This is a genomic window from Paenibacillus sp. J31P190 (assembly GCF_059692075.1).
Window position 1 is genome coordinate 169,842 of sequence record NZ_JCAUAS010000003.1, and the last position, 26,507, is coordinate 196,348.

26 protein-coding genes are annotated in these 26,507 nt (G+C 43.7%); 15 read left to right on the forward strand and 11 right to left on the reverse strand.

The genetic code is table 11. The annotated features are described in order from the left end of the window. The first annotated feature begins 38 nt into the window (after positions 1-38). Together AC58U0_RS07825 and AC58U0_RS07830 are read left to right on the forward strand one after the other, a co-directional pair. Positions 39-1,220 carry a putative glycoside hydrolase gene (locus AC58U0_RS07825; RefSeq protein WP_497378429.1) on the forward strand — a complete coding sequence of 394 codons (1,182 nt, stop codon included), beginning with the start codon at positions 39-41 and terminating at the stop codon, positions 1,218-1,220. Positions 1,221-1,311: 91 nt separating this feature from the next. Beyond that, positions 1,312-2,265, forward strand: coding sequence for a D-2-hydroxyacid dehydrogenase (locus AC58U0_RS07830; protein WP_497378430.1), 954 nt, complete (start codon positions 1,312-1,314; stop codon positions 2,263-2,265). 56 nt (positions 2,266-2,321) lie between these two features. Here AC58U0_RS07830 and serS read toward each other — a convergent pair whose 3' ends face one another. The 5 genes from serS to AC58U0_RS07855 form a co-directional block, all read right to left on the reverse strand. Then, positions 2,322-3,605, reverse strand: a complete 1,284-nt coding sequence (gene serS / locus AC58U0_RS07835) for a serine--tRNA ligase (protein WP_497378431.1) — start codon at positions 3,603-3,605, stop codon at positions 2,322-2,324. A 308-nt stretch (positions 3,606-3,913) separates the two neighbouring features. Further along, positions 3,914-4,882, reverse strand: a complete 969-nt coding sequence (gene pfkA, locus AC58U0_RS07840) for a 6-phosphofructokinase (protein WP_497378432.1) — start codon at positions 4,880-4,882, stop codon at positions 3,914-3,916. 181 nt (positions 4,883-5,063) lie between these two features. Then, positions 5,064-6,089 carry a tetraprenyl-beta-curcumene synthase family protein gene (locus tag AC58U0_RS07845; RefSeq protein WP_497378839.1) on the reverse strand — a complete coding sequence of 342 codons (1,026 nt, stop codon included), beginning with the start codon at positions 6,087-6,089 and terminating at the stop codon, positions 5,064-5,066. A 31-nt stretch (positions 6,090-6,120) separates the two neighbouring features. Then, positions 6,121-6,753, reverse strand: coding sequence for a hypothetical protein (locus tag AC58U0_RS07850; RefSeq protein WP_497378433.1), 633 nt, complete (start codon positions 6,751-6,753; stop codon positions 6,121-6,123). A 28-nt stretch (positions 6,754-6,781) separates the two neighbouring features. Continuing rightward, entirely contained in the window at positions 6,782-7,096 is a 315-nt protein-coding gene (locus AC58U0_RS07855; protein ID WP_497378435.1) for a hypothetical protein, read from the reverse strand. 226 nt (positions 7,097-7,322) lie between these two features. Between AC58U0_RS07855 and AC58U0_RS07860 the strand changes: the two genes are divergently transcribed. The 6 genes from AC58U0_RS07860 (at position 7,323) to AC58U0_RS07885 (ending at position 13,767) form a co-directional block, all read left to right on the forward strand. Further along, positions 7,323-8,657 carry a polysaccharide biosynthesis protein gene (locus tag AC58U0_RS07860; RefSeq protein ID WP_497378436.1) on the forward strand — a complete coding sequence of 445 codons (1,335 nt, stop codon included), beginning with the start codon at positions 7,323-7,325 and terminating at the stop codon, positions 8,655-8,657. A 22-nt stretch (positions 8,658-8,679) separates the two neighbouring features. Next, positions 8,680-9,864, forward strand: coding sequence for an MFS transporter (locus AC58U0_RS07865; protein WP_497378437.1), 1,185 nt, complete (start codon positions 8,680-8,682; stop codon positions 9,862-9,864). Positions 9,865-9,889: 25 nt separating this feature from the next. Next, complete coding sequence (locus tag AC58U0_RS07870) at positions 9,890-10,579, forward strand: ABC transporter ATP-binding protein (protein WP_057306989.1); 690 nt, start codon at positions 9,890-9,892, stop codon at positions 10,577-10,579. Next, complete coding sequence (locus tag AC58U0_RS07875) at positions 10,576-11,922, forward strand: ABC transporter permease (RefSeq protein ID WP_497378438.1); 1,347 nt, start codon at positions 10,576-10,578, stop codon at positions 11,920-11,922. The genes AC58U0_RS07870 and AC58U0_RS07875 overlap by 4 nt, the downstream gene beginning before the upstream one ends. A 13-nt stretch (positions 11,923-11,935) precedes the next feature. Continuing rightward, positions 11,936-13,033: an efflux RND transporter periplasmic adaptor subunit gene (locus AC58U0_RS07880; protein WP_497378439.1), complete on the forward strand. Its 1,098-nt coding sequence runs from the start codon at positions 11,936-11,938 to the stop codon at positions 13,031-13,033. Between the two features lie 86 nt (positions 13,034-13,119). After that, positions 13,120-13,767: a nitroreductase family protein gene (locus tag AC58U0_RS07885; protein WP_497378440.1), complete on the forward strand. Its 648-nt coding sequence runs from the start codon at positions 13,120-13,122 to the stop codon at positions 13,765-13,767. Positions 13,768-13,813: 46 nt separating this feature from the next. Here the strand turns inward: AC58U0_RS07885 and AC58U0_RS07890 are convergent, their stop codons facing one another. Next, entirely contained in the window at positions 13,814-16,045 is a 2,232-nt protein-coding gene (locus AC58U0_RS07890; protein WP_497378442.1) for an MMPL family transporter, read from the reverse strand. Between the two features lie 127 nt (positions 16,046-16,172). On the opposite strand from AC58U0_RS07890, the gene AC58U0_RS07895 reads away from it, so the two are divergent. Continuing rightward, positions 16,173-16,793, forward strand: a complete 621-nt coding sequence (locus AC58U0_RS07895) for a TetR/AcrR family transcriptional regulator (protein WP_497378443.1) — start codon at positions 16,173-16,175, stop codon at positions 16,791-16,793. 57 nt (positions 16,794-16,850) lie between these two features. Here the strand turns inward: AC58U0_RS07895 and AC58U0_RS07900 are convergent, their stop codons facing one another. Together AC58U0_RS07900 and AC58U0_RS07905 are read right to left on the reverse strand one after the other, a co-directional pair. Beyond that, a complete protein-coding gene (locus AC58U0_RS07900) occupies positions 16,851-18,059 on the reverse strand; it encodes an IS110 family RNA-guided transposase (RefSeq protein ID WP_497378840.1) in 1,209 nt (402 codons plus the stop codon). A 159-nt stretch (positions 18,060-18,218) separates the two neighbouring features. Then, positions 18,219-18,995, reverse strand: coding sequence for a recombinase family protein (locus tag AC58U0_RS07905; RefSeq protein ID WP_497378445.1), 777 nt, complete (start codon positions 18,993-18,995; stop codon positions 18,219-18,221). A 167-nt stretch (positions 18,996-19,162) separates the two neighbouring features. Here AC58U0_RS07905 and AC58U0_RS07910 point away from each other — a divergent pair, with 167 nt between their 5' ends. Then, positions 19,163-19,363 (forward strand): helix-turn-helix domain-containing protein, encoded by a 201-nt coding sequence (locus tag AC58U0_RS07910; protein WP_497378446.1) that lies wholly within the window; start codon positions 19,163-19,165, stop codon positions 19,361-19,363. A 2-nt stretch (positions 19,364-19,365) separates the two neighbouring features. Here the strand turns inward: AC58U0_RS07910 and AC58U0_RS07915 are convergent, their stop codons facing one another. From AC58U0_RS07915 to AC58U0_RS07925, 3 genes are all read right to left on the reverse strand, one after another. Further along, a complete protein-coding gene (locus AC58U0_RS07915; RefSeq protein ID WP_497378448.1) occupies positions 19,366-20,214 on the reverse strand; it encodes a replication initiation factor family protein in 849 nt (282 codons plus the stop codon). A 576-nt stretch (positions 20,215-20,790) separates the two neighbouring features. Next, the gene (locus AC58U0_RS07920; RefSeq protein WP_497378449.1) at positions 20,791-21,021 is read right to left on the reverse strand and encodes a bacteriocin immunity protein; all 231 of its coding nucleotides are present in this window, start codon (positions 21,019-21,021) and stop codon (positions 20,791-20,793) included. 23 nt (positions 21,022-21,044) lie between these two features. Next, positions 21,045-21,491 (reverse strand): pyocin-S2/colicin E7-DNase domain-containing protein, encoded by a 447-nt coding sequence (locus AC58U0_RS07925; protein WP_497378450.1) that lies wholly within the window; start codon positions 21,489-21,491, stop codon positions 21,045-21,047. Between the two features lie 304 nt (positions 21,492-21,795). Between AC58U0_RS07925 and AC58U0_RS07930 the strand changes: the two genes are divergently transcribed. The 5 genes from AC58U0_RS07930 to AC58U0_RS07950 are packed head-to-tail and all read left to right on the forward strand — an operon-like array spanning position 21,796 to position 26,468. Beyond that, positions 21,796-22,896, forward strand: a complete 1,101-nt coding sequence (locus AC58U0_RS07930; RefSeq protein ID WP_497378452.1) for an amidohydrolase/deacetylase family metallohydrolase — start codon at positions 21,796-21,798, stop codon at positions 22,894-22,896. Then, on the forward strand, positions 22,874-23,977 hold the full coding sequence (locus AC58U0_RS07935; protein ID WP_497378454.1) for a DgaE family pyridoxal phosphate-dependent ammonia lyase: 1,104 nt from the start codon (positions 22,874-22,876) through the stop codon (positions 23,975-23,977). The genes AC58U0_RS07930 and AC58U0_RS07935 overlap by 23 nt, the downstream gene beginning before the upstream one ends. 1 nt (position 23,978) lies before the next feature. Continuing rightward, the gene (gene dagF / locus AC58U0_RS07940) at positions 23,979-24,734 is read left to right on the forward strand and encodes a 2-dehydro-3-deoxy-phosphogluconate aldolase (RefSeq protein ID WP_497378455.1); all 756 of its coding nucleotides are present in this window, start codon (positions 23,979-23,981) and stop codon (positions 24,732-24,734) included. Then, the gene (locus tag AC58U0_RS07945; protein ID WP_497378456.1) at positions 24,727-25,743 is read left to right on the forward strand and encodes a sugar kinase; all 1,017 of its coding nucleotides are present in this window, start codon (positions 24,727-24,729) and stop codon (positions 25,741-25,743) included. The genes dagF and AC58U0_RS07945 overlap by 8 nt, the downstream gene beginning before the upstream one ends. Positions 25,744-25,754: 11 nt before the next feature. Next, positions 25,755-26,468 (forward strand): GntR family transcriptional regulator, encoded by a 714-nt coding sequence (locus AC58U0_RS07950; RefSeq protein ID WP_497378841.1) that lies wholly within the window; start codon positions 25,755-25,757, stop codon positions 26,466-26,468. Positions 26,469-26,507: the final 39 nt, after the last annotated feature.

Here is a 26,507-nt window from a genome sequence, read left to right on the forward strand (position 1 = left end):
AAAAGCTAGAAACAAAGATTGGAGAGGACTTATACATCATGGAAATATTACTTGCTTCACTTGCCCTAATATGGGGTAATGTAACGGCCGCTAACCCGGATGCCAGCTTTGAACAGCTCGTGCAAGCTTCTCTGAATGCGAAGAATGCAGTGGCGATTGTTCAACCTACACCATCCCAAGAAACAGATCCTTTAGCACCTGTAAACAAATTGGATCCGCAGAAGGACGCACCGGTAATTAAAGGTATTTACGCCACGGCTCATAGTGCGGGTGGATCTCGGCTCAATACACTTGTGAAGCTTCTCGACGACACAGAACTGAACTCACTGGTCATTGATGTCAAAGATGATTGGGGCTACATCACATGGGAAACAGGGAACGCCGAGCTTGATGCCATGGGAACGACTCAGAAAATTATAGGTAACATGCCAGGTTTAATGACCACCTTGAACGAACATAACATTTATCCAATTGGTCGTATTGTTGTATTCAAAGACACAATTCTCGCCAAAAAGAAACCAGAATGGTCTTTCGTCAATCCAGATGGAACTCTGTGGGGTAACGGTAAAAACCCACCGGACAGCTTCGTAAATCCATATAACAAAGAAGTATGGGACTACAATATCGCAGTAGCAAAAGAAGCCGTAAAAGCTGGATTTAAAGAAATTCAATTCGACTACGTCCGATTCCCAGAAGGTTTCGAGAAAAGAGCTGACATTCTCAAATATACGAAGGATGAACGTTCACGTATTGATGCTGTCGCTTCTTTCGTCAAATATGCCAAAGAACAATTACAGCCGCTTGGTGTTCGTGTATCTGTCGATATATTTGGTTATGCGGCCTCTGTTCCGGCAGCCGAAGGCATTGGTCAAGATTTCGAGAAAATCTCTCAAAATGTGGATGTCATCGCTCCCATGATTTATCCGAGTCATTATAGCACTGGCTGGTTTGGCTCCAAAGTGCCGGATGCAGCGCCTTTTGTCACGATCGATGGAGCCTCCAAGGATACAACCAAGAAACTGGAAGCCATTGATAAGAAAGGTTGGAAGCCGATTGTTCGACCTTGGATTCAAGATTTCACTGCTTCTTGGGTACCTGGTTATATCAAGTACGGTAAACATGAAGTGGAAGAGCAAATACGTGCTTTGAAAGAAAACGGCGTGAATGAGTTCCTCCTATGGAACGCTAATAACAACTACACACCTGGTGTGAAATATTAACATGGAGACACCCTGAGGCTCAGTGAGCTCTCGGGGTGTTTACTTTCGTTTTCGTTTTGATTTATCATATAATTAAAGGAGTTGAAATGCTATGAATATTGTCGCCATTACTGGGATGGATTTGACTTCCATGCAACAGCAGATGCCGCAAGACTTGAAGGAACGCTGTCAATTTTATTGGTTTAAATCTTCAAGTGAAGCTGGGGAACACATTGCTGATGCTGATGTAATTATCACAGCTGGCCGCTTGAATCCGGATGCCCTCAAGCAGGCGACCAAGCTGAAATGGATGCAAACCATATCTGCCGGCGTGGATAAACTCCCCCTCCAAGAGTTAGCCAGACGTAATGTCATACTGACCAATGCCCGTGGGGTACATACGATCCAGATGAGTGAATTTACGCTAAGTCTCATGCTGCAATGGGTTCGTAAAGCGAATCTTCTTCATGAGCGTCAGCAAAGTAAAGTATGGGACAATCAAGTCAGTTTTGGTGAGCTTTATGGTAAAACGATTGGCATTATTGGTGCAGGTGCAATCGGCGAAGCTGTTGCTCGCAAAGCTAAGGCCTTTGATATGACTGTCATTGGGTTGAATCGTTCTGGTTCGATTGGGCCTGCCTTCGATTCGACGGTTAGCGGGGAAGAAGGATTAACAACTTTGCTTACACAAAGTGATTTCGTCGTTCTTCTACTTCCTAGTACAGCTAAAACGCGAGGTTTCTTGACCAAAGAACATCTGCGTTTAATGAAACCAAGTGCTTTCTTAATTAATCTGGCTCGCGGTGATGTCATTGAAGAAGAGGATTTGATCCATGCGCTGCAAGAAGGCCAGCTAGCAGGCGCAGCACTCGATGTTTTTGAGCAGGAGCCATTACCGTCAACTTCTCCCCTATGGAACATGGATAATGTTATTCTTACTCCGCATATCGCTGGATCTTCCGCTCACTACACAGAGCGAGTTTCCACCATTTTCTATCATAATCTAAGAGCTATATTAGATGGCACCGAAATGATGAATGTCGTAGATTTAACAGAAGGTTATTAACATACGTTAACGTACCACAGCCCAAAGTGGATCTCCTAGGGATGTGGTACGTTATTTTATTTGTTCGGTATAACTGTGAGCCCTCTCATATAAGGTCTCAGAGCTGGCGGCAGATAGATTGAGCCATCTGCTTGCTGATGATTTTCAAGTAAAGGAATAAGAATTCTTGGCGAGGCGACAGCCGTATTGTTAAGGGTATAGCAATAACGCAGCTCACCGCTCTTATCCCTATAACGTAAGCCACTGCGGCGCGCTTGAAAGTCCAGAAGGCTTGACGACGAGTGCGTTTCTCCATAGCTATTCCGGCTAGGCATCCACGTCTCAATGTCATACTGCTTGTAGTTTTTGGCGCCCATATCTCCTGTACATACAGCAACAACACGATAAGGAAGCTCAAGTAATTCTAAAATATCTTCGGCATTCCGTGTGATTTGATCTAACATTTGATCAGCAATGGCGGGATCATTCTCACAAAGAATCACTTGCTCGACCTTGGCAAATTGATGAACACGATATAATCCGCGTACATCTCTGCCTGCCGAACCCGCTTCTTTACGGAAACAATTCGATACAGCTGCCAGTTGTATCGGCCCCTTTGATAAATCTATGATTTCATCCGCATAATACGAAACCAACGGACCTTCCGATGTGCCTACTAACCATTTATTCTCATCCTGTAATTCATAGGTCTGGTCCTTCCCAGCCGGGAAAAAGCCCGCATTCTGCAGCGTCTCTTCCCGCACCATCAAAGGGACATCCATCACCGTAAACCCTCGATCTGATAGCAGATCAAGAGCAAGCTGTTGAACAGCTCTGTGTAAATAAAGCCCCATCCCTTTGAGGTAGTAATTTCGGCTTCCAGCCACTTTCACTCCGCGGGGGAAATCGAATAAATCTAACTCCTCACCGATTTGCATATGATCACGAGGCACAAATTCAAACGAGGTAGGCTGACCCACTACTTTCCGTACAACATTATCTTGATCGGTAGCCCCGATTGGAGTTTCAGGTGAAACCAGATTCGGTACGGTAAGCATTAACTCCTTGAAACGCTCCTCCAGTTTCGCAAGCCCCTCTTCGTATTCCGTTAATGTTCGGTTCCAGCCGCGGACCTGATCTTTCAAAACCTCAGCTTCTCCCTTACTCTGCTCAGCCATACACTGAGCAATCTGAGCAGATGCACGATTGCGTTCTGTGCGAAGCTGATCCACTTGTTGATGCAGAAGCCTTTTCTTCTCATCTACCTCAAGCAGCTCATCAAGGGGACATTCTACGCCTTTATTTTGTGCCGCTTCCTTCACTTGATCCTGATGCATCCGAATCCATTTGATATCCAACATACCACTCACCGCTTCCTTTTCTATTATGGGAAAAAGACAAAGAACGCCCCTGTCCGATTGGGACGAGGAGCGTTCTGCTCGCGGTGCCACCCAACTTGATGATAACATTAACATGTCATCATCCGCTTGGTTCCGCGATAACGGGCGGTGCCGGTTTATTTAGAGTAAGACGATGTATTCTGCGCCTTACCGATCATGAACGTCTCCGAGTTGGATGCTCTTCACAGACCTAATGTCGCTTTGTATGTTGTTCGATATTATAAACGAAGATATGATACAGGTCAATAAGCGTTTGTTCCAATGTAGACCTACTGGGATAAACGACTTGCCAATTCATAAAGTTCTGTATTAAAAGGGCGCTTTGTATTGACAACTAAATCAATATCAGTAGCTACTAACTCCCCTTTGATAACACCGCAAGCTTTGGAAGAATCGCCCTCCATGAGCTTACGTACAGCGAAATCACCGAGACGGCTTGCCAAGATTCGGTCATTATGCGTAGGAGCTCCGCCGCGTTGAATATGGCCAAGTACAGTTACTCGAGGCTCAATACCAACATACTCATTAATCTGGTTAGCAATCCCATCACCTGTTCCCGCTCCTTCAGCAACGAGAATGATACTATGACGTTTGCCATGGGAGAAGTTATCCTTCATACGGTTAGCTACTTCATTAATGTCGACCTCAACCTCAGGAACGATAATCGTTTCTGCACCACTAGCTAGTCCAGCGTAGAGAGCGATCTCACCGCAGTGACGACCCATGACTTCTACTACGGATGACCGTTCATGCGACGTCATCGTATCACGAAGCTTGTTGATCGCATCAACAACAATGCTTACTGCTGTATCAAAACCGATCGTAAAGTCAGTGAATGGGATGTCGTTGTCAATTGTACCAGGCAGACCCATCGTTTTGATGCCCAATTTGCTTAGCTTATTGGCACCTTGATAAGATCCATCTCCGCCAATAACGACCAATCCATCGATACCGCGTTTACGTAAGTTTTCAGCTCCAATTTGCTGGCCTTCTGGCGTTAAAAACTCTTTACAACGAGCTGTTTGTAGAATAGTCCCCCCACGTTGAATGATATCCCCAACGCTGCGCAAATCCATTTGGCGAATATCATCGTTAATTAAACCATGGTATCCACGTTGTACCGCATAGACCTCGAGACCATGGAATAATGCGCTTCTTACAACCGCACGGACGGCCGCGTTCATTCCCTGAGAGTCTCCGCCGCTTGTGAGAACGGCAATTGATTTTACTGCTGACATTTCAATTCCTCCTAATATAGGGATCTTTGGGTGTAGCCCAAAGTCTCTCCGCTTTGGGATCTTTGGGCGTAGCTCAAAGTCTCTCCGCTTTGGGATCTTTGGGCGTAGCTCAAAGTCTCTCCGCTTTGGGATCTTTGGGCGTAGCTCAAAGTCTCCCTGCTTTAATTCTTCTGAATGTCATTCATGATGACGTACGGATGTACATGCTATTTAGCCAGAAAAATAACCGGGTTAATGGACTATTTTTCATAAGACGCTTCGATATTTTCTTCACTTGCTGTTGGCCGTTGACCTTTGGATCCGACAAATAGAGCGCAAGCAAACCTTCGATTATCATACGATGAAATCGCGGATGTTCCAAGAACAAAATTTTGCTACGAGCTTCTTGTACGATAAAGGCAATTCTCTCAACGGTTGCTTCCATAGATTCATAATAACTGCAAAAGTTCAGGTCTCCACCCAAGATATCTTCTTCCTGGTCGATTAAATAATCAAGTAGAATATGCAGTCCGCACACATAGGGGAAATAAGCCTCCCGTATCGAATCGACCTGCTTTTCACTCAAATGAGGATCACAAGCCGCAAGGAAAAGCATAAACATGCCTAACGTTGAACCTGTTGCTGCTGCAAATTCATTCCAAAAAATATGGCTATATCTATGATGATGTTGATCCCACCACTGATGAAGCTCAGGCTCCCGCATATCCTTGCGAATATGCTTGTACACTTGTAAGTCGCAGTATAAGGCCACAAAATCTCGCACCTGATCAGCTACTTGAGCATATGACGGAAGCAAACTAATACAAGACTGACACTTTTGGACGAGATCTCTTAAATAGTTTCCGTCCTCTTTCTCTTGTCTGTATGCATAATAATCGTTCAAAGGCTTAGAAGGATCAACAGCATCCAACATCGATTGGTGCAATTGACGGAAATCCTGAGGATCCAAGGATGTACTGCGATCACATAGATTGTCTAAATAATCGCTAATCGTTTGAAACGCAACAATGAGCGGGATGAGTACATGACGCATCGACAAATTAGCAGCCGCATAAACAGCGCCACCTTGACAATGAAATTGTTTCGTTGCGATGCTGGCTAATGCTTGGGTACGCAGCTCGCTATCTGGGATATTCTCCGCCTTTGATTTCCATATGGAAAGCTGATCGCTTACGTCCGGTAAAATATATCGGTACACCCTGACCATTAATCTTATTGGGCCTTGTGGAACCTTTGTGCTACTTTTGTCCAATTGCTTCAAGCAGACTTCCTCCACAACTTTGTTCATAGCAATACTGCAACAATAACTGCATTTCATACCGTTGAATATGCCGTAACCATTCATCAACAATAGGATTTTGAACCAGGGATACTTGTAACTCTACGATATCGATGAATACACAAGGGATCCATTCCGGAGAAGTAATAAGCACTTCAAGCTTCTGACGAAGGGCTTCATTGTCCAAATCCGCTAAGTCTTTTACTGTCAAATATTCACTCACATGTTGTAGTAAGTTAGAGAAAATAGGATGATGACCGACATCGTTGAACCAATACTTCGCATTGCTGTAGTCCCCCTCCATCCGATGCATCAGAGCATGCCAGTAGCTGCCTGTTGCATTCGTGATTTCCTGGGCAATATCATGGGATTTATCTAAACTCTCATTCAGTAAAAAAAGACCCGCTTTAATCGCCAATCCATAAGACTCTTGCCCCGGACTGCCTTGGGTCATCATAGCTGGGACAAGCGCTTCAATGCGTGCATCCATACTTCCATCCCATTCTTCTATCGGATATAAAGCAGGTAGATGCTCCAAGAGCGGCTTTGCAATAGCTTCCAGCCAGTTATCCCCATCCTTATTGCTATGCATGCAGTCATTCTCCCTTCATTGACAACCATTATTGGTGGGTTTTCGATTCCAATTCCTGATTCGCCCGGAACCAAAGATGAAGATCATTTATGATAGAAGCTAAGTCAGCAATTTCGGAATTCAAACGGCATGATGTGGGAAAATCGTCTTCCTTGTCCAGCTGATTTTGTTTGTAAATAATCGTCGTCTCTAGCTTCATAATACGGTCAGGTATTGCACCGCGAATTTGTTCCCAATGTAATAAAATATCAACACGCACACTGGGCGGATAAGAATCCCACTCCGCTTCTAACACGGGAATCTCAATTCCTAGTCTAGCATCATAATGAAAATAGCAGCTCATTCTTCTGTTAAACCTCCTTGCAGTAAAAACTGGCTGCGACTTGTTCAAGAAACATTCTACCTTTAAATGTATCACTTCAAACCTTGGGTTTCCAGTTAAAATTGTATGTCAACCTGATTTCATTTTCTGGTATACTTAAATAACGTTTTTAAAAGGGAATTTTTAGTAAGAGTTACTCTTACTAAGCCAGTTTTGCTAAAGCAAAACTCTAAGGAGTGCGATTTGGATGACCGCTAAGACAATAAAAGAAAACATCTCATGGAAACAGCTCATCTCCTTTTTCCTCCCCCTCGGCCTTTCAGCAACATTAGTTACCCTCTCGCATGTTATTATCAACAGCACCTTGGCCAGGGCCGATAATCCGGAAGTGGTCATTGCCAGCTATGCGCTGCCTTTAAGCTTACTTGGCCTTACCGAAAGACCCGTTGTTTTACTGCGACAAGCTTGCTCAGCACTTGTAAGAGACCGCATCTCATTTCGAGCCATGGCAGCGGTTAGTTCCTATGTATTTGCGTGCATCGTTTTAATTGGTCTCATTTTATGTTATACGCCTGTTGGAGAATGGGTATTTCTTTATTTTTTTGGAGTTGAACGTGAATTATTAGATACTACACTTAGTGTTTATCGCATCTTGATGTTCGTTAGCATTTTCTCAGGACTGCGGTGCTTATTTCACGGTATAATTATTTTTAATATGCGGACCAAATGGTTGACCATTGGTATGTGCGTTCGAATCGTCGCTATGTATTTGTTATCGTTATATTTTATTACGACAGATAATGTTTCTAGTGGCCGTGTTGGCGCCATTATTTTCTTAGTGGGAATGATTATTGAGGCTATGGTTGCTATATGGGAAGGAACTAACTTACTTCGAACCGTCATTCCAGAGAAGGCACCTGATCATCCGATTGAAACCAAACAACAAATTTTCAGCTTCTATAAGCCCCTTCTGTATTCTTCGATCATTGCCGTTATCATTGGACCTGCCATAAATGCCATACTAGGTAAAACAACGCATATACATTTAGCGATCTCCTCTTATGCGATTGCCGGCTCCTTAACTCAATTGGTTTTGAGTTTCTTTTCTTACATTCATCAAATTGTTTTGAATTTCTATCGCAAAGATGCTAGAACTGTCGTCCGTTTCGTCATCCTTCTTAGCTTTATTCCAGGAGCACTTATCGCTATTCTTGCCTATACAGCTCTCGGACCTTGGTTTATGACACATGTCATGGGTGTTAATTCCGAACTGATGCATGCAAGCTTACTTGCCATGCGTATATTTATGATCATGACGCTTGTATTTCCGTGGCTGGATTACATGAACGGTATTATTATGCTGAGAGGCCAAACGAAAATCATGGTTTTCTCTCAAACAGCGAATGCTATCGTTACCGTGTTAACCTTATTCATCGCCATTTCTAATGTACCCGGCTGGAATGGCTTGATCGGTGCTCTCGCGCAATCGGTTGGCATGCTGGCTGAGCTTCTAGTTGTGTTCTTAATACTCAAACGAACATCGGAAAATGGACAAACGAATTTTTCTACAGAAAATTTGTAAAGAAATCGAGTGATAACTACAGATGAAAACGTCTATACCTACAAAGCCGCAAGACCACCTACTCAAATTGTTCACGTTTTCCTTTTTTATGACGATGGGGATTGTCGTTACTTTTTTCCCGCTTTACTTTGATTACAAAGGATATTCCAAGCTTCAAATCGGTTTGCTGTATGCCATTGGACCACTGATTGGGATAGCGACCAACTTGCTGTGGGGATTCCTTAGTGATCGCTTCCAAACGGTTAAGAAAATCATGATCATTCTGATTATTGGGCAGCTGGTCACAGCTATCTTGGTATTTACTGCGGGCTGGTTCTCCTTGCTGTACATATGCTTAGCGATGTTTTTCTTCTTTCAGCAGCCCGTTAATTCATTGAATGACAGCCAGTTAATGCTAAGTATTCGAGATAGCGGTAAGAGCTACGCCTCCTTCCGCGTCTGGGGATCCATTGGTTTTGCTGTATCTGCCGGAGGTTTTGGGTTAATTCTTAGACACTACGGCACTGGGCTCACGCCAATATTATGCCTACTTACCATTAGTTGCACGTTAATCATTGTCTTTTTGCTAAAAGATGCGCGTCAAGGTGGCAAGAAGATGGCATTCGGGGGCATGCTCAATATCATTCGTTCCAAGAAGTTCATCTGGTTCTTAATGTTAGTAATTATTATGTCCGTTTCACATCGTTTCAACGATGGATTCCTGGCCTTGTACATGCGCCAGCTTGGGGCATCTGACTCTTTGATTGGCTATGCTTGGATGACCTCGGCTCTTAGTGAGATTCCGGTGTTTTTCTTTCTAAGCAAGCATGGACATAGGTTCAAAGAATTACCCCTGCTTGCCTTTGCTGGAATCGTATATGCCGTGCGTTTCTTCATTATGGGTTCCATTCAAGATCCTACATGGGTCATTGGCGTTCAATTGTTGCACAGCTTAACATTTGGTATCTTCTTATTCACGGCTAATCGCTATATTAGTCAACTCATTCCGGATGAGTATCGCTCCTCTGGGCAAGCCATCTTCGCTGTTGCGTGGTCTAGTATTGCAGGACTAATTAGCGGCACATTAGGCGGTTGGATTTTTGATCTAGCTGGTGGAAGCACAGTCTATGTTATTGCAGCTTGCTTATCGATCGTCGCGGCTATTGGATTTCTGGGCACTCATATTTTTCAAAACGATGAAAGTGAAAGCATGCCTAGTGGTCGATAAGTTTTAAATTGAAAGGGTTGATCACGTGTTAGCCATTGAACGGTTGTCTCACAGCTTCCGCACAGGCCAAGAAGAAACTCCCGTTCTTCATGAGCTGAATTTCCGCGTAGAGCAAGGAGAAATGGTTGCTCTGCTCGGCAGTTCAGGCTCTGGGAAATCAACACTGCTAAATTTGATGGCAGGCCTAATGAAGCCCACCCGCGGCAGTATTTTAATCGCTGGACAGGCCATTGAGAAAATGAGCGAAAACCGCTTGGCGGAATTTCGGCGGACTCATATCGGATTTATCTTCCAATCTTATGAATTAATACCACATTTAACCGTTCGCGAGAATGTGGAATTACCACTCGTATTCCAAAGTGTCGCAAGTCAAGAACGTAAACAAAGAGCGATGGCTCTCTTACAGCAGGTGGGTATCGGGGATAAGTCAGATATGTTTCCGTCACAGTTATCTGGAGGACAACAACAACGTGTCAGTATTGCCCGCTCCTTGATAACGAAGCCCGCTATCGTCTTTGCCGACGAACCTACAGGCAATCTGGATACGAAGACGGAGAAAGAGATCATCGATCTCCTCATTGACTTGAACCAGAATGGCATTACATTCGTTATTGTTACCCATGAGCATGAAGTTGCTCGCAGAACGCAGCGCATTTTGCAGCTTCGAGATGGTTATTTACTGGAAGGAAATGAGCAGGAAGGTGAAACCGGATGAAACTTAAGGATTACCTTCGCCTTGGCTGGGATCAGCTGCAGCGACGCAAGGTTGTGACAGCGCTTTGTACCGTTGGAATTGCCATTGGCTCGGCTTCCATCATGGTTGCTCTTGGCTTTGGCGAATCAATTCAACACTACAGTCAGAAACAAATGAGCTTCTATCTCAAAACCGATGAAATCACCATCGTTGACCAAAACAGTGATCCTAACAGTCCTTCTAAAGTTACGTCAAGTAAGCTCGATCTCATTCGTACCTTTCCTCATGTTAAATCGGTTGCTAGTTTTCAAGATTTAGGACAATTCAGCTTCACTGTCGATGACGGCAAACAAAGCTATCTTAATCTCAAGGCAACGGAGTTGAGTACTTTAGAGGAATTTGACTCCAAGTTCCAACAAGGAGGGGCTAGTGATCAGGATAATAATATCGTCCTCAATTATGGGGCTACACTTGGTGTCTTGGATGTAAAGACGCAGGAAGTACGTAATAAACTTATGCAGCAAAATCCTAGCAAGGAACAGTCCGAAACCTATCGTCAAATGGGTGCTATCCCTTACCCTCTATATCAAAAACAAATTTCATTGAAATCGAATAATAACCAAGAGCAATCAGGTAACCAATCAGGGACAACAACCCAACCAAATGAGGTGACAGTTCGCGTCATTGGCGTACTGAAGAAGCCCGATGGATTGCCAGAAACCATGCTGCAAGGGAACAAATCCGCCTATGTCTCCCCTGAAACAGGTCTCAAAATTCTACAAGCCCAAAATAAATCCTCAACAAATAGACATGTTCAATATTCAGAAGTTAGAGTCAAAGTTGATAGCAGTATGAATGTGAAACAAGTTGATGAAATGATTAAAAAACTTCAACTCACAACACAGACTAATTTGTATCAAGAAGATCGCATGAAAGGCGAATTTGCCATTGTTAGATTGCTGCTCACTGGTGTTGGCCTTTTTGTTCTCTTCGTAGCTTCCATATCCATCGTGGTCGCGATGACAATGTCCACTCATCAGCGCCGGCGACAGATTGGAATCATGAAAGTACTTGGCGCGAATTTGAAACAAATCCGCAATATGTTTATCGTGGAATCTTCGCTTCTAGGCATGCTAGGCGGCTTTGTAGGTATTTTGCTCTCTTATTGGGTCATTTGGGGAATAAATTTGATCATTATCCGATTTGGTTCCAATAGAGGGGATCCCGTGGAAATCTTATTTATAAGCTTATGGATTCTTCCAGTCGGCATGTTTTTTGCAATTATGACGGGCGTTCTTTCGGGATTATACCCTGCAGTTAAAGCTTCTCGAACCGATGCGCTAACCGCAATTAAACGAGAATAGGAGATTGTTTAGCATGAGGAAAAAGAAAACATGGATGCTAATTCTAACGGCCGTCATTGTCTGCGGCATTAGCAGCTTTCTATACATATCAAGCCATCCTAATCAAATGAATACAAAGAATGCCAACGCAGGCGCTTCGTTCAATGCCCTACAATTCAAAGTTACAAAAGAAGATCTGGTTAATAGCATTGAAGTGAAAGGAAAGTCTTCTTATGAGAAGGAGACTCGCGTCTACGCCCCCTTCACCGGCGAAATAAAAGCCTGGCACATAACTGACGGGGCTCAAGTAAAGAAGGGGCAGCAGTTGTTTGAGCTTGATGCCACTCCGCTAAGAAGTGAAATTGCAGCCCTCCAATCAAACTTGAAGAAACAAAAGTTGGAAGCCGACTTAGCCAATTTCAAAGCTGCTGGGCCTGGGGGGGATGCAGTAGCTACAGGTGCTGTTAGCGAAGATGATGCCCGCCAGCGCTTTGCCGCGTCAGAAGGACGTAAAATTCAAGAACAGTTGAATGCGGTCAATGATCAATCCATTCAATTGCAATTGGCTAAGAAACAAGAGAAAGTAGAGCAAGCTTCCTTTGTTGCGCCTGAGAATGGCATCTTCTTATTCGAAGACTCCTCCAAAATTCCTAAGTCTGTCGAAGAAAGCGTGCGTATTGGTAAAATCGTAGATTTGACGAAATTACAGTTGGTTTGCACGGTTGGTGAATTTGATGTATTTCGAATTAAGCCAGATATGCTTGTACAAGTAAAAGTAGATGCACTTAAACAGAAAAAGCTTCAAGGTAAGGTTGAAAAAGTATCCAAGTTTGCCAAATCTGGCACGGAGCAAGGCACGAGTTCAGCTCAATTTGAAGTTACCATCTCATTAGAACCAAATGAGCAGCTAATCGCCGGACTCAGCCTCTCAGGCACGATAGAAACAGATAAAAAGCCACAAACTATTGTCGTACCTACTTTAGCTGTGCTGCATGAGAAAGAAGTCTACTACGTGATGCTGCAGACGGCTCAGGGCGTAGAACGCCGTGAAATTGAGATTGGGTTGGAAACCCCTGAGAAAACCGAGGTGCTAAAAGGTCTGAATGAAGGCGACACGGTTGTGCTGCAATAACAACTGCTTTATAATAACGATAAAGTCTTAGTACCAAGTAACAAAATATGCACAATTCAAGCAGCAAAGGCAGGTAGTTGTTTTTTATGAATTATGAAGATTTTAAGTCGATTGTACTCGAGCGCCGCAGTGTTCGAAACTTTACAGAACAAGAAGTTGCCACGGAAGATATTCGTGAAATTATCGACTGTGCCAGATATGCACCCAGCGATACGAATTCCCAAACTTGGAAGTTTATTGCGATAAGAAATACAGAGAAAATCAAACATATCGAACAATTGACCTGGGACCAACTGCATCTCCGTGCGGCGGCTGCCGAGGAAAAGGGTCTTTCGCGAGAAGCACGCTTGCTTGTGAAATCATTCGGTCCCTACGCCACAGCGTTCTCCGATGCTCCCGTTCTTATCATTTGCTTAGCAACGCCTTATGAATCGAAGTTCCGTGATCGTATTTTTGATCCGATTCAACTCGTCGAAGACACCGTATGGGCCGAAGAAGGCATTAAGAGCTCCTGTTTAGCCTCTCAGAACCTGATGCTCGCCGCGCACGCTAGAGGCTTGGCAACATGCCCGATGACGGGCCCCGTGCTGCTAGCCCAAGATCAAATCCGAACTTATCTGGACATCCCAGAAGAATGTCAGATTAATATGGTTATCGCCCTCGGTTACCCGAAGGATCGTCCAGGCAAACTGGCACGCAAAGAAGTCGATGATATTCTTCAAATTATTGACTAATAGGATTGAATAAGGAGCTGCCGCATTCGCGGACAGCTCCTTTTGTTTAGGCGCGTTTACTTTCATATTGGGCTTGTGGTTGTTGTTTGATTTTACCCGGCCAGAAGGACACCTCTCCAAGCAGCATCGTAATCGAAGGTTCGAGGAATGGCCTAACTATAAATGTGTCTAGGATAACGCCGATTGCACAGATAACACCGAATTGGACAAGCACTTGAATGGGCAGTGAGGCTAGAACCGCGAAGGTTCCAGCGAGAATTAATCCCGCAGAGGTGATGACACTGCTCGTTTGGCTAACGCCTAGGCGTATCGCATCCTTCAGCTTTAAGCGATTTCGCTCTTGCCATATGCTAGATACCATGAAGATATTGTAATCCTCTCCTAAGGCAACGAGGAAAACAAACGCATAGAGCGGAATTAATCCCTGAATGGCCGACGTGTCCATGAAGTAATGCAGAATCAGCCATCCCGCTCCTAATGCGGAGAAATAAGAAAGTAATACAGTTGCAATGAGATAAACCATGGCAACGATCGATCGTAAATAAATAAGCAGCAGTATGGCAATAACGGTGATGACAATGGGGATGACAATTCGTGTATCTCGCTCTACCACCGTTTTCGTATCATATTGCGTAGCAGTTTCGCCGCTAATCCACACTTGCGGTACAGAAACACCTGCCTCCTTTAGCTTCTGCTCGACCATACTGCGAATTTCCGGTATACGGTCGATAGAATCCAAAGCATACGGATCTTGTTTGAAAATGAGCTCATACGCTCTATACTTCACATCTTTACTACTTTGTGCAGGCTTAGAAACAGATTCTACATAAGGCAGCTTAGAAAGAGCCCCTTGTATATCTGCTTCCTTTCCTTCTGAATTAACAATGACTTTCAACGGAGCCAATGACCCTGGCGATACATGATTCGAAAGTAGTGTAAACCCTTCACGAGAAGGCATCGTGGACGGGAAAGATTCCAAAATGTTATAAGTGAACTTAATCTGAGGTGCGAAAGCGGCAAGCGCAATGAGTACTATTAAGCTGATAACAAGTACGCTCTTTGGTTTTTCAGTTACAATACGACCTAGAGCTACACTTATAGTGCTGACAGCCTTTTGCTCACGTATTCGTTTACCTTTGCGAGCTTCCTTCTCTGCACGCATGTCGGGCGTCAGCGGAATAAATGGGATAAATGAGGCGCGACCAATGATCGCGAGCAGCGCTGGAACTAATGTTAAGCTAGCAATCGCCATAATCAAGATGGCAACGCTGAAAGGAATAGCAAAGCGGTGATTTGAACCATAGTGAGCAAATAACAATCCTAATAGCGAGACAATAACCGTTAAACCACTCATCCCAATAGCACCAGTGGAACCAGCAAAGGATATGCGCATTGCTTCATATTTATCGTTCTTTTCCATCAAAGCTTGACGATATCTCGCCACGAAGAACAGGCAATAATCCGTTCCAGCACCGAATAGAAGAACAGTCATGATGGATATTGACTGAGCGTCTACCGTAATCCAGCCTTGTTTGGCAAGAAAGCCAAGAATGGGCGAAATGATCCCATAGGCAAACCCCACCCCAACAAGTGGGATAATAGCAAGAATGGGCGAACGATAAAGCACGAATAGAAGTATGAGAACCAAGAGTACGGTAGCTAGCAATAAGGCAAAGTCCGCTCCCTTGAATAAAGCCGTAGCATCCGTTTGAATGCCCACAGGGCCTGTAATTCGAGCATGCAGTCCTTCTTCACTAACCTTAGCTGTGAAAGGATCACTGCCTATCTGTGCGATGGTTAACTCTTGCAGCTTTTTCAAGTCTTCTTGCAAAATCTCAGTCCCTGTCCCCTCTTCAAAAGAAATGGGAAGCACAAGCAAGGTGCCGTCTTTGGACAGATTTCCTTTTAGTGATGGTGCTGGCAGTTGGTGCAGTGGTGGGAGCCCCTTTTGCGCGGATAAAGGAGAATCCGTTAACTGCTTCGTGATCTTCTGCACACCGGCAAGATCCTGATCTGTTAAACCTGCTGCTCGATACCAAACAACTAACGCGGGGATCCCTTCAATGCTGGGGAATTGCTCTCGCATCATTTCACTTGCTTGAAGTGACCAAGAATCAATCGGGAGCTGTCTAGCTGTATTATTTTCCTGTGAATTGACGTTAGGTAAGAAGACAGATAAAATTCCAGTTAGTAAAACCCAAACCATTACTGTCATCCATTTACTGCGTAGACCTGCGACAATCGCACCTAGCTTACTGAATAAATAATTCTCATGCATATCCTAACCTCTTTCCTAAAGGGATTTAATCTCTTTATTAGTTGTAAGGCACTGAAATAATTATATATACTGGTCAGTTAATTATTCAAGCGTTTTTTTAATTTTTCTTTTTTCAGGAGTGATACGTATGGACAAAAAAAACAAACCACTTGGCAGACCCCGCTCTTCACAAGGGGAACCCCCACTTACTCAGAAGATTCTAAAGACAGCTATTCCTTTATTTCTATCCAAGGGCTACGAGTCTGTTTCGATGGATGATATCGCCAAAGAATGTCAGGTTACCAAAGCATCGTTGTATTATTATTATCCCTCCAAATCAGACCTGCTGACAGCCTCCATGATTCAACTGATGGATAATGTAAAACGTGTTACTTTCATGCGTTTAAGTCAGCCGACTTCCCTTCGTGACAGGCTATTGGACATCACAGAAGCGCACCTGAAGGCAATTGATTTCGACCTACATTCTTTCATGCGTAAAATGGAGGCTACGCTCTCCGATGAACAAATGAAAGCTATGCGAAAATCGGAGCAAGGCATTCTTGACGCTCTTGAGGAGGAGTTCCGCAAATCGGCAGATTCCGGTGAGATTGGACCGATCAATGCGCGTGTTATCGCTCGTGCTTATACCTCCCTACTCATGATGGGACACGCTCGTGATGGGGATGGTAATAAAATGTTCCCGCATGAAAGTGAAGCAGCTAAACAAATCATCGACATCTTATGGCATGGTTTATTCCCTCAGTGGTAATCTTAAACTTAGGAGTAAAAAAGGTGACAGCTGTTTTACCAAATTGTCACCATTATATCAGCTTCCTTGGCGTTCTGTTAGAGGACTCGCCGCCCTGTATTCAGTTTTGTTCTTCATCATGCTGTAAATGATGTTCACAAGCCTTCTCATGACGCATATGAGGGCTTGCTTCTTCGTCTTGCCTTCTGCTAGCTTACGTTGATAAAACTCGTACATTAGAGGATTACACTGTCTCTTGTTGCTTCCTTTGGCGACTTGGATTTGCTGAACAGCTAGATTGTGGAAGATGCTGTTCAGGACTCTATTTCCTTGTCCACTAGCTTCATGTTTCCCCTTGCCGCCCGAACCAAAATACTTGGGAGCAATTCCTGCGAAGCAAGCTAGCTTGTCTGCGTGTGAGAACCGCCGTATTTCTCCGATTTCAGCAACCAGTTCTGCCGCTGTAACGGTGCTAATTCCGTCCATGGATTCTAGCTTATATTCGGTCATGGATAGAACCTGACTAAGCTGTCCCTCTATCTGCTTGATAAGTTCTCGACTTCTTCGCATGTCGTGAACCATATTAACAACTAAGAAATCCCTTTGGTCTTGTAGATTGCGCTTGGTTGCTCCGTCTTGCTTGACCAGTTCAAGTATTTCTTCTGCTTTACGGGTAGAACAAGTATTGTGACTTGCTTTGCGAAGATATACGGCTAATTCCTCTGCCCCCACCGATTCTAAGTGATGAGGTGCAGGGTACTTCTCCCAAAAGGCAAGAGCCGCTTTCCCATCAATGTCACAGAAGAACTTCTTGTAGGAAGGATAATGATAACTTAACTGCTGATGAAGCTGATTCTTGAGCATAGCGGCGTGCTTGACGATAGAATTCCGTCTTGCAACCACCTGCCCAATTGTCCAGTAAATATCCTGCGGATTTGCGTCAGGCAATTCGTTCAGTCTTGCAAGCAATACTTTAGCTATGCAGAATGCATCCCAACTATCGCTCTTTTGTGTTGTCGCATTGCTCATACGCTCACTGTAAGATAAAGCCGAATTGACTTCCTTGACGATTTGTTTGTTCTCAACAAGGTGAACGGCTACCGCTCTGCCGTTGCCGCCCGTATCTTCTAAACCATAAACAGGAGTCAAGCCTTTTGGCGTATGCTTCTTGACGAATTTCATCAACTCATCAAAGGCAGACGGTTTATTTTCGATTTGGATTTCGCCTAGCCGCTCATTCCAACAGTTAATGATAACAGCGGTATGTTGAGCCTTATGTAAATCCATCCCGACATAGATATGCGTTTGTTTGTAGTGCGACAAAAGGATTCACCCCTGTATACGGATTCTGTGTTGGTTTGACGGGGTTAAAGAATGGGTGCAACCTCAGTTCGAGCGTTAATCTTTCGATTCGCAAGGGCACGCAAGCATCTCCATTCAGTTCCGTCAAAGGATGGCTTGATGTAAACCATCCGCTTCTATATCTCCATAGCGATATATACCACTATAAAAATCACGTTTATCTAAGATTCGTTTGACTTGCACTTTCGTAAACAAACTGCCTTGCTGTGTCGCATAATCTTCTTCGTTCAATGATTCTGCGATTTGGGTCAACGTCCATGTCGGATGCTGTTCTCTTAATTCAAATACTCTGCGGACGGTTTGGGCTTGCTTCTCGTCCACTTGAATGTACTTCTGACCTTTCTTTGCCTTATATCCGAATGTTGCCCTTCCTCCTGCATAGCCGCCCTGCTGAGCCTTCTTGCTCCTCCCCCGACCTAACTTGAGAGCGATTTCTAGCCGTTGGTACTGGTCAAGCAGTTCCATTAATCCATTAATCAGGAAGTCATTCGGGTCTTTCTTGTGGATGCTATAGGTCGGCTGTTCAATGCTCCGAACATCCACGCCATACTTCTTAAACTCTCGATGCACCAACACTTTCACAATATCAGACCGCCATAAACGGCTTGTATTGAGGACGACAACTGCATCAATGGATTGAACAGACAGGGCAGATAACATGTTCTGAAAGCCAATTCTGTCCACCTCAAGGGCTTCTTCATCGACCTTCGCCCCACTGATGCCTTCATCGCTGTATATGGTAATCAGATTCCATCCTTGCTCCTGACAATAGTAGCGGATTTCATCTTGTTGGTACGCTAAACTGTAGCCATCTTTGGCTTGTCCTTGTGTTGAAACTCTGACGTAACCGATGACATTCATGCTGTTTCCTCCCCCACCGTTACAGAAATTGAGATTATTGTAACGGTTAACCGAACTATACGTTGATTATATAACGCTTAACCGAAACATTCAATGAAATTATGCATCAACGATGTTATAATTCCATTAGTACGCTCAAGCGTTACTCTATACATGGGGGAGAACAAATGCCTATCAAAGTCCGACTTCAAGAAATCCTAGACAAGAAAGATATGCCACAACGTGAACTGGCACGATTAACGGGATTGCGACCTAGTACAATCAACCACCTCTGCTCAGAACGAGTAGACAGAGTGTACCTTGAAACATTGGAACTTATATGCAAGAAACTTGAGATAAGCATCGAGGAATTGATTGAGATAACGTAAAGTTAAACTGTACAAGCTACTTTGTTAATCACGCCGCTCAAGACTGCACATGGTAATGTTATGGCTTCTTCCCACTGTGCCGCCACTACCGTATCAAAATCAAGCATTGAGCGTTTCCTCATTTCATCCTCAATTTGCCTACGGTAATGCCCTGTGACTTGCCGCTGCTCTAGTTCACCACTCATCAGCCCAGTAACTCTTTGATGCAGTTTTGGTTTCAACTGTTCAGGTGAAGTCAGATGAGCACACAGGTAATACTTGTTGAACATGGGCGGATATTGAACCAAAAGATGAAGCGGTATCTTCTCTTTCGGAGCATACACGACTTCGAACCTCGTCAATTCCCTTTTGATTAACTGCCCACGCTTTTCCTTTAGTTCCAACTTCTTATCATATATTCGGCAGTATCCTGCTACCTGACGCTGATGTTTTTCATTCGAGTAACGTGTTCCTTTCTCGTTATGCATGTTTCTCCCTGTCAGTGATAAAGTAAATAATTCTGACAATGGCAATGGAATGTCAAATGCTACATCGCACCGTACAAAGAGAATATCTTGGCAAACTCTCTTCATTTGCATGAGCCATGACTTAAAATGAATCAAACTATCAGGATGACATTCGATTCGAAGCGTGTGCTTCCTAGACTTTTTGGCATACACAAGTTGATAGGAGATATGCAAATAATGCCCTTTATCCTTGACTTGGATGTGATACCTAAACCCTTTATCTAGGACGTAAAACGAAGCGTTCAAGTAATGACATAACCGTTGCCTAAAGGGATTGAAGAAACTCCAATAGACGTTGGTAAAATCAATAACAATGCGGTCAATCGAAACTTGTACATCTTTCATGTTCAGCCCCCAACCGAAATTTTTTAACGAATTTCGGACTATATTAGAGGGCAAGGTGGCTAGCCAAAAACGTATCCTTACCTGTATATGTTGACTGGTCGTCACCAGATTTCTTTCTTACACAGTAATCATCGCTACAATGGTCAGTTAAGTTGCGGACAAAGTGCTATTCTTTGTTTAATCGCTCTTACTATAGTTGTCGCTCTATCCATCTTGAAAGTTGCGATTCATGTCATACTCACCGTCCCTATCGTTGTATAGTAATCTACAGTTGCGAATGAATTTGAAATAACCGTAAGAAAACGAAGATAACAAAAAACAGGTCAATCATGGTGGTATCTGACCATAATCGACCTGTTTAATGTAACGCAATAGCGTTATTTAGGGTATAAAATTCAAGCGTTTACGTGCGTACAACCGAATTGACGAAATCTTTATACGGGTATTACATGGGTTAACTGTGTTATTGGTTGAATGATGGGCTCATTCGGCACCCACCCCTCCAAAAAAGAAAAAGAAACCCTGAAAGGCGTGAAGCCAATCAAGGTTAAATAGACTTTTGCTAACAAAATCTACTCATTTGTCAGATGCTTCGTCCAAAGGAATAGGTTGGTAATTCAATAATTTATCAACAATTTGTTCAACTGATAATCCTTCCTTATTTCGCGTTATTACTGTTAGCACTTCAGGATGCGGTACACTCTGTTTTATATTCACTATCCAATTACTTACTTCGTCGTCATCACCTTCACCTAGACGAATTTTTGTGACCAATTCAATTAATTCATCTCTACTTAGTTTTAACAAGTTGCATTCCTCCCTCATAATTATTATTTACCATAATGATAAGTCTTCTCCAAGATTTCTTGATGATATTTAGGTGTCGTCATTAGAATGTTGTCTAAATCGTATACCGCACCGCCTTGATTAATTGGAGTTTTATGGTGTAACTCGTAGTAAATTCTGCCACCGTTTGCTTGTGAATCCACTACAAATGGTGAACCGCCATTCTGCATTCGGTACACATTAGTCATATCACCGTCAACAATAAACTCGTCAGCATACTTTGAATTACCAACTGCTTTCCAAAAATCTTTCCTGAATTCGTCAAAATTATTATAACTTTTTCCATTTAATTGTTCAGCAATCTCTTTAGGAACTAATCCGACGTTGCCATCCGTCCCTCTTAACATTTTTTCGAGATTATTATTATTATATCCACCAGTAGCAGTTCCCGGTGAATTACGCCATTCTGTTGCTGTCTTTGGTGATGGCAAAGCATCAGCTTTACCCGTGCCCTCAGTGATAATTTAAAGCCTATACAATTCCCCCATAGGACTTGTATAGGCTTTTACTTATATGTTCTCATCATCAAATTCCATTGCTAATTTCTTGGAAAAATTTAATTTATTTAAACATTATAACGTTATATTTACTTCGATAATTTTCTATGCTATTGTAACATTATAACGTTATATCCTTTAGAAACTAATCACACTTCTCTCCTATGTATGTGAGGAGATATCTAGGCAATCTTAAATGTAAGCGTTAATAAATTGATTGCAGAAAAAGGTGACAAGCATGCAAGAGAGATTCGTATTGCACAATGTAAAGCACGTGAATGGAGAATGTCTCGATATTGTAATTGAAGACGGGAAGATCGCTGATTTAACCAAATCTGGGAGCGGACATGGGAACCAGATCATTGATTATTCTGGTGTTTATGTCTCGAGTGGCTGGATTGATCTGCACACCCATGCTTTTCCTGACTTTGATCCCTATGGCGATGAAATCGATGAGATCGGAATCAAGCAAGGTGTAACCACCATTGTAGACGCTGGAAGTTGCGGTGCTGACCGAATTGCAGACTTAGCTGCAAGTAGGGAACGAGCCCAAACGAACTTGTTTGCCTTTTTGAACATTTCACGAATTGGTTTGAAAAGAGTCGATGAATTATCCAACATGGCATGGATTGATAAGGACAAGGCTGTGCAAGCCGTAAATCAATATAAAGATATCATTGTTGGATTAAAGGCAAGAATAAGCAAAAGTGTTGTTCGTGACTGCGGCATTGAACCTTTGCTCGCTGCGCGTGCAATTTCTCATGAAACCTCTCTCCCCTTGATGGTTCACATCGGTTCAGGACCGCCGAGTATCGAAGACATCCTTTCATTTTTAGAGAAAAAAGATATCATTACCCATTATCTGAATGGGAAAGCTAATAATCTTTTTGATGAGGATGGAAAACCGTTACAGGCGTTTACGGAAGCTATTGAAAGAGGCGTGCATCTGGATGTTGGTCACGGCACGGCAAGCTTTTCCTTTAAAGTTGCGGAAGCAGCGAAGCAACATCATATCGGTTTAGATACCATCAGTACAGACATATACCGCGGGAACCGATTGAACGGCCCGGTATATAGTATGTCCCATGTGCTCTCGAAATTTCTTTACTTAGGCTACCCGCTTGAAGAGATCATCGCAGCTGTCACCACACATGCAGCAAATTGGCTTAATAAGCCAGAACTTGGTCGAATTCAAATCGGTGACGTTGCCAATCTAACTCTGTTTACGGTTCAAAATGAACTGACTACTCTTGTTGATTCTGAAGGTGACGAGCGTATAGCAGATCAAATCATACAAGCCAAAGGAGTGGTTGTGAATGGCTCTCTCATTAAATGCTAAATATGGTTTAAAGCGTGTCATCAATGCAAGTGGACGGATGAGCATTCTAGGTGTATCTGCTCCGACAGATACGGTCATGGAAGCCATGAAGCATGGCGGGCAAAATTACGTTGAGATCGCAGATCTAGTTGATAAAGCAGGAGACTATATCGCTAAAATCCTTGGTTCCGAAGCTGCGGTTGTCGTCAATTCGGCCTCAAGCGGCATCGCACTCTCTGTCGCGGCTGTTGTGACTGAAGGGAATCGGCGCAAGAGTGAACGTCTGCATCAAGAGCCTATTGCCAAAAGCGAAATCATCATGCTCAAAGGTCACAATGTCCAATACGGAGCACCCGTTGAAACAATGATCTACTTGGGAGGCGGAAAGCTAATAGAAGTTGGCTACGCCAATGAGGGTAAAGCTGAGCATATCGAAGATGCGATTACTGAAAATACAGCCGCGATCCTTTACGTGAAATCCCATCATGCCGTCCAAAAAAATATGATTTCAGTTGAAGAAGCATGGGAGATTGCACAGCGTAATGGTGTTCCGCTTATCGTTGATGCGGCTGCAGAAGAAGATATTCAAAAGTACGTAAAATACTCAGATCTTGCCATCTACAGTGGTTCAAAAGCCATTGAAGGTCCAACTTCAGGGATTATTGGCGGGAAGCGTTGCTGTATCGAGTGGGTAAAAGTACAACTGCATGGAATTGGGCGAAGTATGAAAGTAGGCAAAGAAACTACCTTCGGCTTACTTCAAGCGCTTGATGAGTACGGCGTCAAAGAGGATAAAAGCGAACAGGAAAAAGCAGCTTTGCAAGTATTAATGCCTCTCAGTGAAATAAAAGGTTTAAAAGTAACCATTGTACAGGATGAAGCCGGTCGTGCGATTTTCCGCGCACGCATTCAAATTGATCCTGAGCAAGCAGGCACTACGGCCAAGGAAGTAGTCGCAGGCCTGCAGAATGGTGAAATTGCTATCTACACCCGCGATTATGGCGTGAGACAGGGCTATTTCGATATCGATCCACGTCCGCTTCAAGGCGATGACATTGAGGTTATCGCTGCTCAAATACGTAAACTAGTAGGAGGCAACTAACATGTCCAACATTACAAAACGTTTCTACAAAGGCCGCGCAGCATTGAATGTATTGGCTAATAGTGTAGAAAATGCTAAAGAGATATTTGAAGCAGCGGAAGGTTACGTACTTGTTGGCGTTCTTTCCAAAGATTATCCTACGGTTGAATTAGCTGTAGAAGCGATGAAAGAGTACGGAAAAGCCATTGACGAAGCCGTATCGATCGGACTTGGCGCTGGCGATAATCGTCAGGCTGCAGTTGTCGCAGCCATTGCGAAGCACTATCCCGGCAGCCACATTAACCAAGTTTTCCCTGCCGTAGGTGCAACACGCGCCAATCTGGGCGACCAAGATAGCTGGATTAACAGTTTGGTGTCCCCTACTGGACGCGTTGGTTATGTCAATATCTCAACAGGCCCAATAAGCGCTGCACAATCCGAGCTCGCGATTGTACCTGTGAAAACGGCCATCGCGCTTGTCCGCGACATGGGCGGCAATGCCTTGAAATATTTCCCGATGAACGGCTTAAGCTGCGAAGACGAATTGCGCGCTGTTGCGCAAGCGTGTGGAGAAGAAGGTTTTGCATTAGAACCAACTGGCGGCATCGACATGGATAATTTCGAAACCATTCTGCGCATCGCTCTGGAAGCTAAGGTTCCGCAAGTCATCCCTCACGTGTATTCATCGATCATCGACAAAGCTACCGGAAAGACGAGAGCCTCAGATGTCCGTGAATTACTGGCGGTCATGAAGAAACTGGTTGATCATCATGGCTAAACGAATTGCTGCTTTTGGAGAGGTCATGATGCGCTTGCAGGTGCCGGGGTATGAACTCTTATCCCAAGCTAGCAGTTTGAATTATTCTTTCTCCGGTACTGGCGTGAATGTAAGCTCAGCGCTAGCTCGATTAGGGCATACCGGGTACCTGATATCCAGATTGCCAGCTAATGCCGTAGGAGATGCTGCAGAATCGTATTTGCGAAAATTAGGTATCTCCCAATCGTTCATTATTAGAGGCGGTAACTATTTGGGCATGTATTTTTTAGAAAATGGATTTGGTGCGCGGCCCAGCCGCGTAACGTACTCCAACCGTCAAGAAAGCAGCTTTAACACGGCACCTGAAAGCACTTATAATTTCGCTGAAATCGCTAAAAATATTGATATTGTCCATTTCTGCGGCATTACCTTAGCCATGAATGATAATGTGCGGCGGCACATGAAAGATTTAGCCAGAGCTGTCAAAGCACAAGGCGGCACCGTTGTTTTCGATTGCAACTATCGTCCTGCACATTGGGGTGAAGGCGGCTATGCAAAGGCAAAACCGCATTATGAGGAAATGCTGCAGCTGGCTGACATTGTCATGATGAACGAAAAAGACGCGATGTTTACTCTTGGTATGCCTACCGAACAGATCGAAAGTCAAGAACAATTGATGGAGCTGATTCCAGCCGTCGCGGTGCAATATCAGATCTCAGTCATAGCCGGCACACACCGTAACATTAACGGTGACAACACACATTCCTTGCGCGGTTTTATCTATAAGGACCAAAACTTCACCTTTTCTAAACTGCTCACGTTTTCTATCTATGATAGAATTGGTGCAGGAGATGCCTTCACGAGCGGTATCGTACACGGAGAAATCCAAGGATTTTCACCGGAGAAAACAGTCGGATTTGCAGCGGCCGCCGGCATGCTTGCACATACGATTGTAGGCGATACTCCAATGTCATCAGAAAGCGATATTCTTCGTGCGATGACGGAAGCCGTAGGCGATGTAGAAAGGTAGTGATTGGATTGGTGAATTTATCCCGCAATAAAAGACCATTATATTTACAAATTATGAATATCCTGAAGGATCGCATCTTACACGGTGTGTATCCCTTGGGAACGAATATACCGTCAGAGCCACAGCTTGAGCAGGAATTCGATGTCAGTAAGATCACCATTCGCAATGCCATCAAAGAACTAGCGCAAGAAGGATATTTGGAAAAGAGCAGCGGCAAAGGCACCAAGGTTATACGAAATGCTTCTACATCCAAGCTTTCCAAATGGAAGCGTTTCACAGAAGTTCTAGTTGAAGAAGGCCATCAAATTCACAAGCAATTATTGCGAGCTGAAGTTGTAACGAATGATGTAGGCACAGAACCTTATCAATTATTTGGTGAACGCTGTCTATTCATCGAGCGTCTTTATCACTTGAATGACACACCCTATATTCACTACTCTCACTATCTATCCATGCAAATGTCAAATATCGAACATTCAGATTTGAATGATCAATCCTTGTATGAATTGCTTGAGGAGAACGGAATTGCCTTAGAAAAGTATCGAGATGAGTTTGGTGCTGCCACTGCTCCTTCTTATGTGGAAGCGATCTTGCATGTAAAAGAAGGAACCCCTCTATTGAAGAGATTACGTTATTCGTATGATGAACGAGGCGATCTGATCGAATTCAGTAAAGGATATTACAACACGGTCATGCACAACTATGTAGTCAATTACGACAGTTAGGATACATGGAGAAAGCGCAGTTCCTTTTCTCGTCTATAC

Excerpts from the sequence above, each read along its gene's own strand:
- AC58U0_RS07865 (WP_497378437.1), top strand. The coding sequence starts at position 8,680 with ATGAAAACGTCTATACCTACAAAGCCGCAAGACCACCTACTCAAATTG.
- AC58U0_RS07845 (WP_497378839.1), bottom strand. The coding sequence starts at position 6,089 with ATGGTCAGGGTGTACCGATATATTTTACCGGACGTAAGCGATCAGCTT.
- AC58U0_RS07830 (WP_497378430.1), top strand. The coding sequence starts at position 1,312 with ATGAATATTGTCGCCATTACTGGGATGGATTTGACTTCCATGCAACAG.
- AC58U0_RS07880 (WP_497378439.1), top strand. The coding sequence starts at position 11,936 with ATGAGGAAAAAGAAAACATGGATGCTAATTCTAACGGCCGTCATTGTC.
- AC58U0_RS07915 (WP_497378448.1), bottom strand. The coding sequence starts at position 20,214 with ATGAAAGATGTACAAGTTTCGATTGACCGCATTGTTATTGATTTTACC.
- dagF (WP_497378455.1), top strand. The coding sequence starts at position 23,979 with ATGTCCAACATTACAAAACGTTTCTACAAAGGCCGCGCAGCATTGAAT.
- AC58U0_RS07825 (WP_497378429.1), top strand. The coding sequence starts at position 39 with ATGGAAATATTACTTGCTTCACTTGCCCTAATATGGGGTAATGTAACG.
- AC58U0_RS07905 (WP_497378445.1), bottom strand. The coding sequence starts at position 18,995 with ATGAATGTCATCGGTTACGTCAGAGTTTCAACACAAGGACAAGCCAAA.
- AC58U0_RS07855 (WP_497378435.1), bottom strand. The coding sequence starts at position 7,096 with ATGAGCTGCTATTTTCATTATGATGCTAGACTAGGAATTGAGATTCCC.
- AC58U0_RS07875 (WP_497378438.1), top strand. The coding sequence starts at position 10,576 with ATGAAACTTAAGGATTACCTTCGCCTTGGCTGGGATCAGCTGCAGCGA.
- AC58U0_RS07930 (WP_497378452.1), top strand. The coding sequence starts at position 21,796 with ATGCAAGAGAGATTCGTATTGCACAATGTAAAGCACGTGAATGGAGAA.
- AC58U0_RS07945 (WP_497378456.1), top strand. The coding sequence starts at position 24,727 with ATGGCTAAACGAATTGCTGCTTTTGGAGAGGTCATGATGCGCTTGCAG.
- AC58U0_RS07850 (WP_497378433.1), bottom strand. The coding sequence starts at position 6,753 with ATGCATAGCAATAAGGATGGGGATAACTGGCTGGAAGCTATTGCAAAG.
- AC58U0_RS07935 (WP_497378454.1), top strand. The coding sequence starts at position 22,874 with ATGGCTCTCTCATTAAATGCTAAATATGGTTTAAAGCGTGTCATCAAT.
- pfkA (WP_497378432.1), bottom strand. The coding sequence starts at position 4,882 with ATGTCAGCAGTAAAATCAATTGCCGTTCTCACAAGCGGCGGAGACTCT.
- AC58U0_RS07860 (WP_497378436.1), top strand. The coding sequence starts at position 7,323 with ATGACCGCTAAGACAATAAAAGAAAACATCTCATGGAAACAGCTCATC.
- serS (WP_497378431.1), bottom strand. The coding sequence starts at position 3,605 with ATGTTGGATATCAAATGGATTCGGATGCATCAGGATCAAGTGAAGGAA.
- AC58U0_RS07900 (WP_497378840.1), bottom strand. The coding sequence starts at position 18,059 with ATGGATTTACATAAGGCTCAACATACCGCTGTTATCATTAACTGTTGG.
- AC58U0_RS07890 (WP_497378442.1), bottom strand. The coding sequence starts at position 16,045 with ATGCATGAGAATTATTTATTCAGTAAGCTAGGTGCGATTGTCGCAGGT.
- AC58U0_RS07910 (WP_497378446.1), top strand. The coding sequence starts at position 19,163 with ATGCCTATCAAAGTCCGACTTCAAGAAATCCTAGACAAGAAAGATATG.
- AC58U0_RS07895 (WP_497378443.1), top strand. The coding sequence starts at position 16,173 with ATGGACAAAAAAAACAAACCACTTGGCAGACCCCGCTCTTCACAAGGG.
- AC58U0_RS07885 (WP_497378440.1), top strand. The coding sequence starts at position 13,120 with ATGAATTATGAAGATTTTAAGTCGATTGTACTCGAGCGCCGCAGTGTT.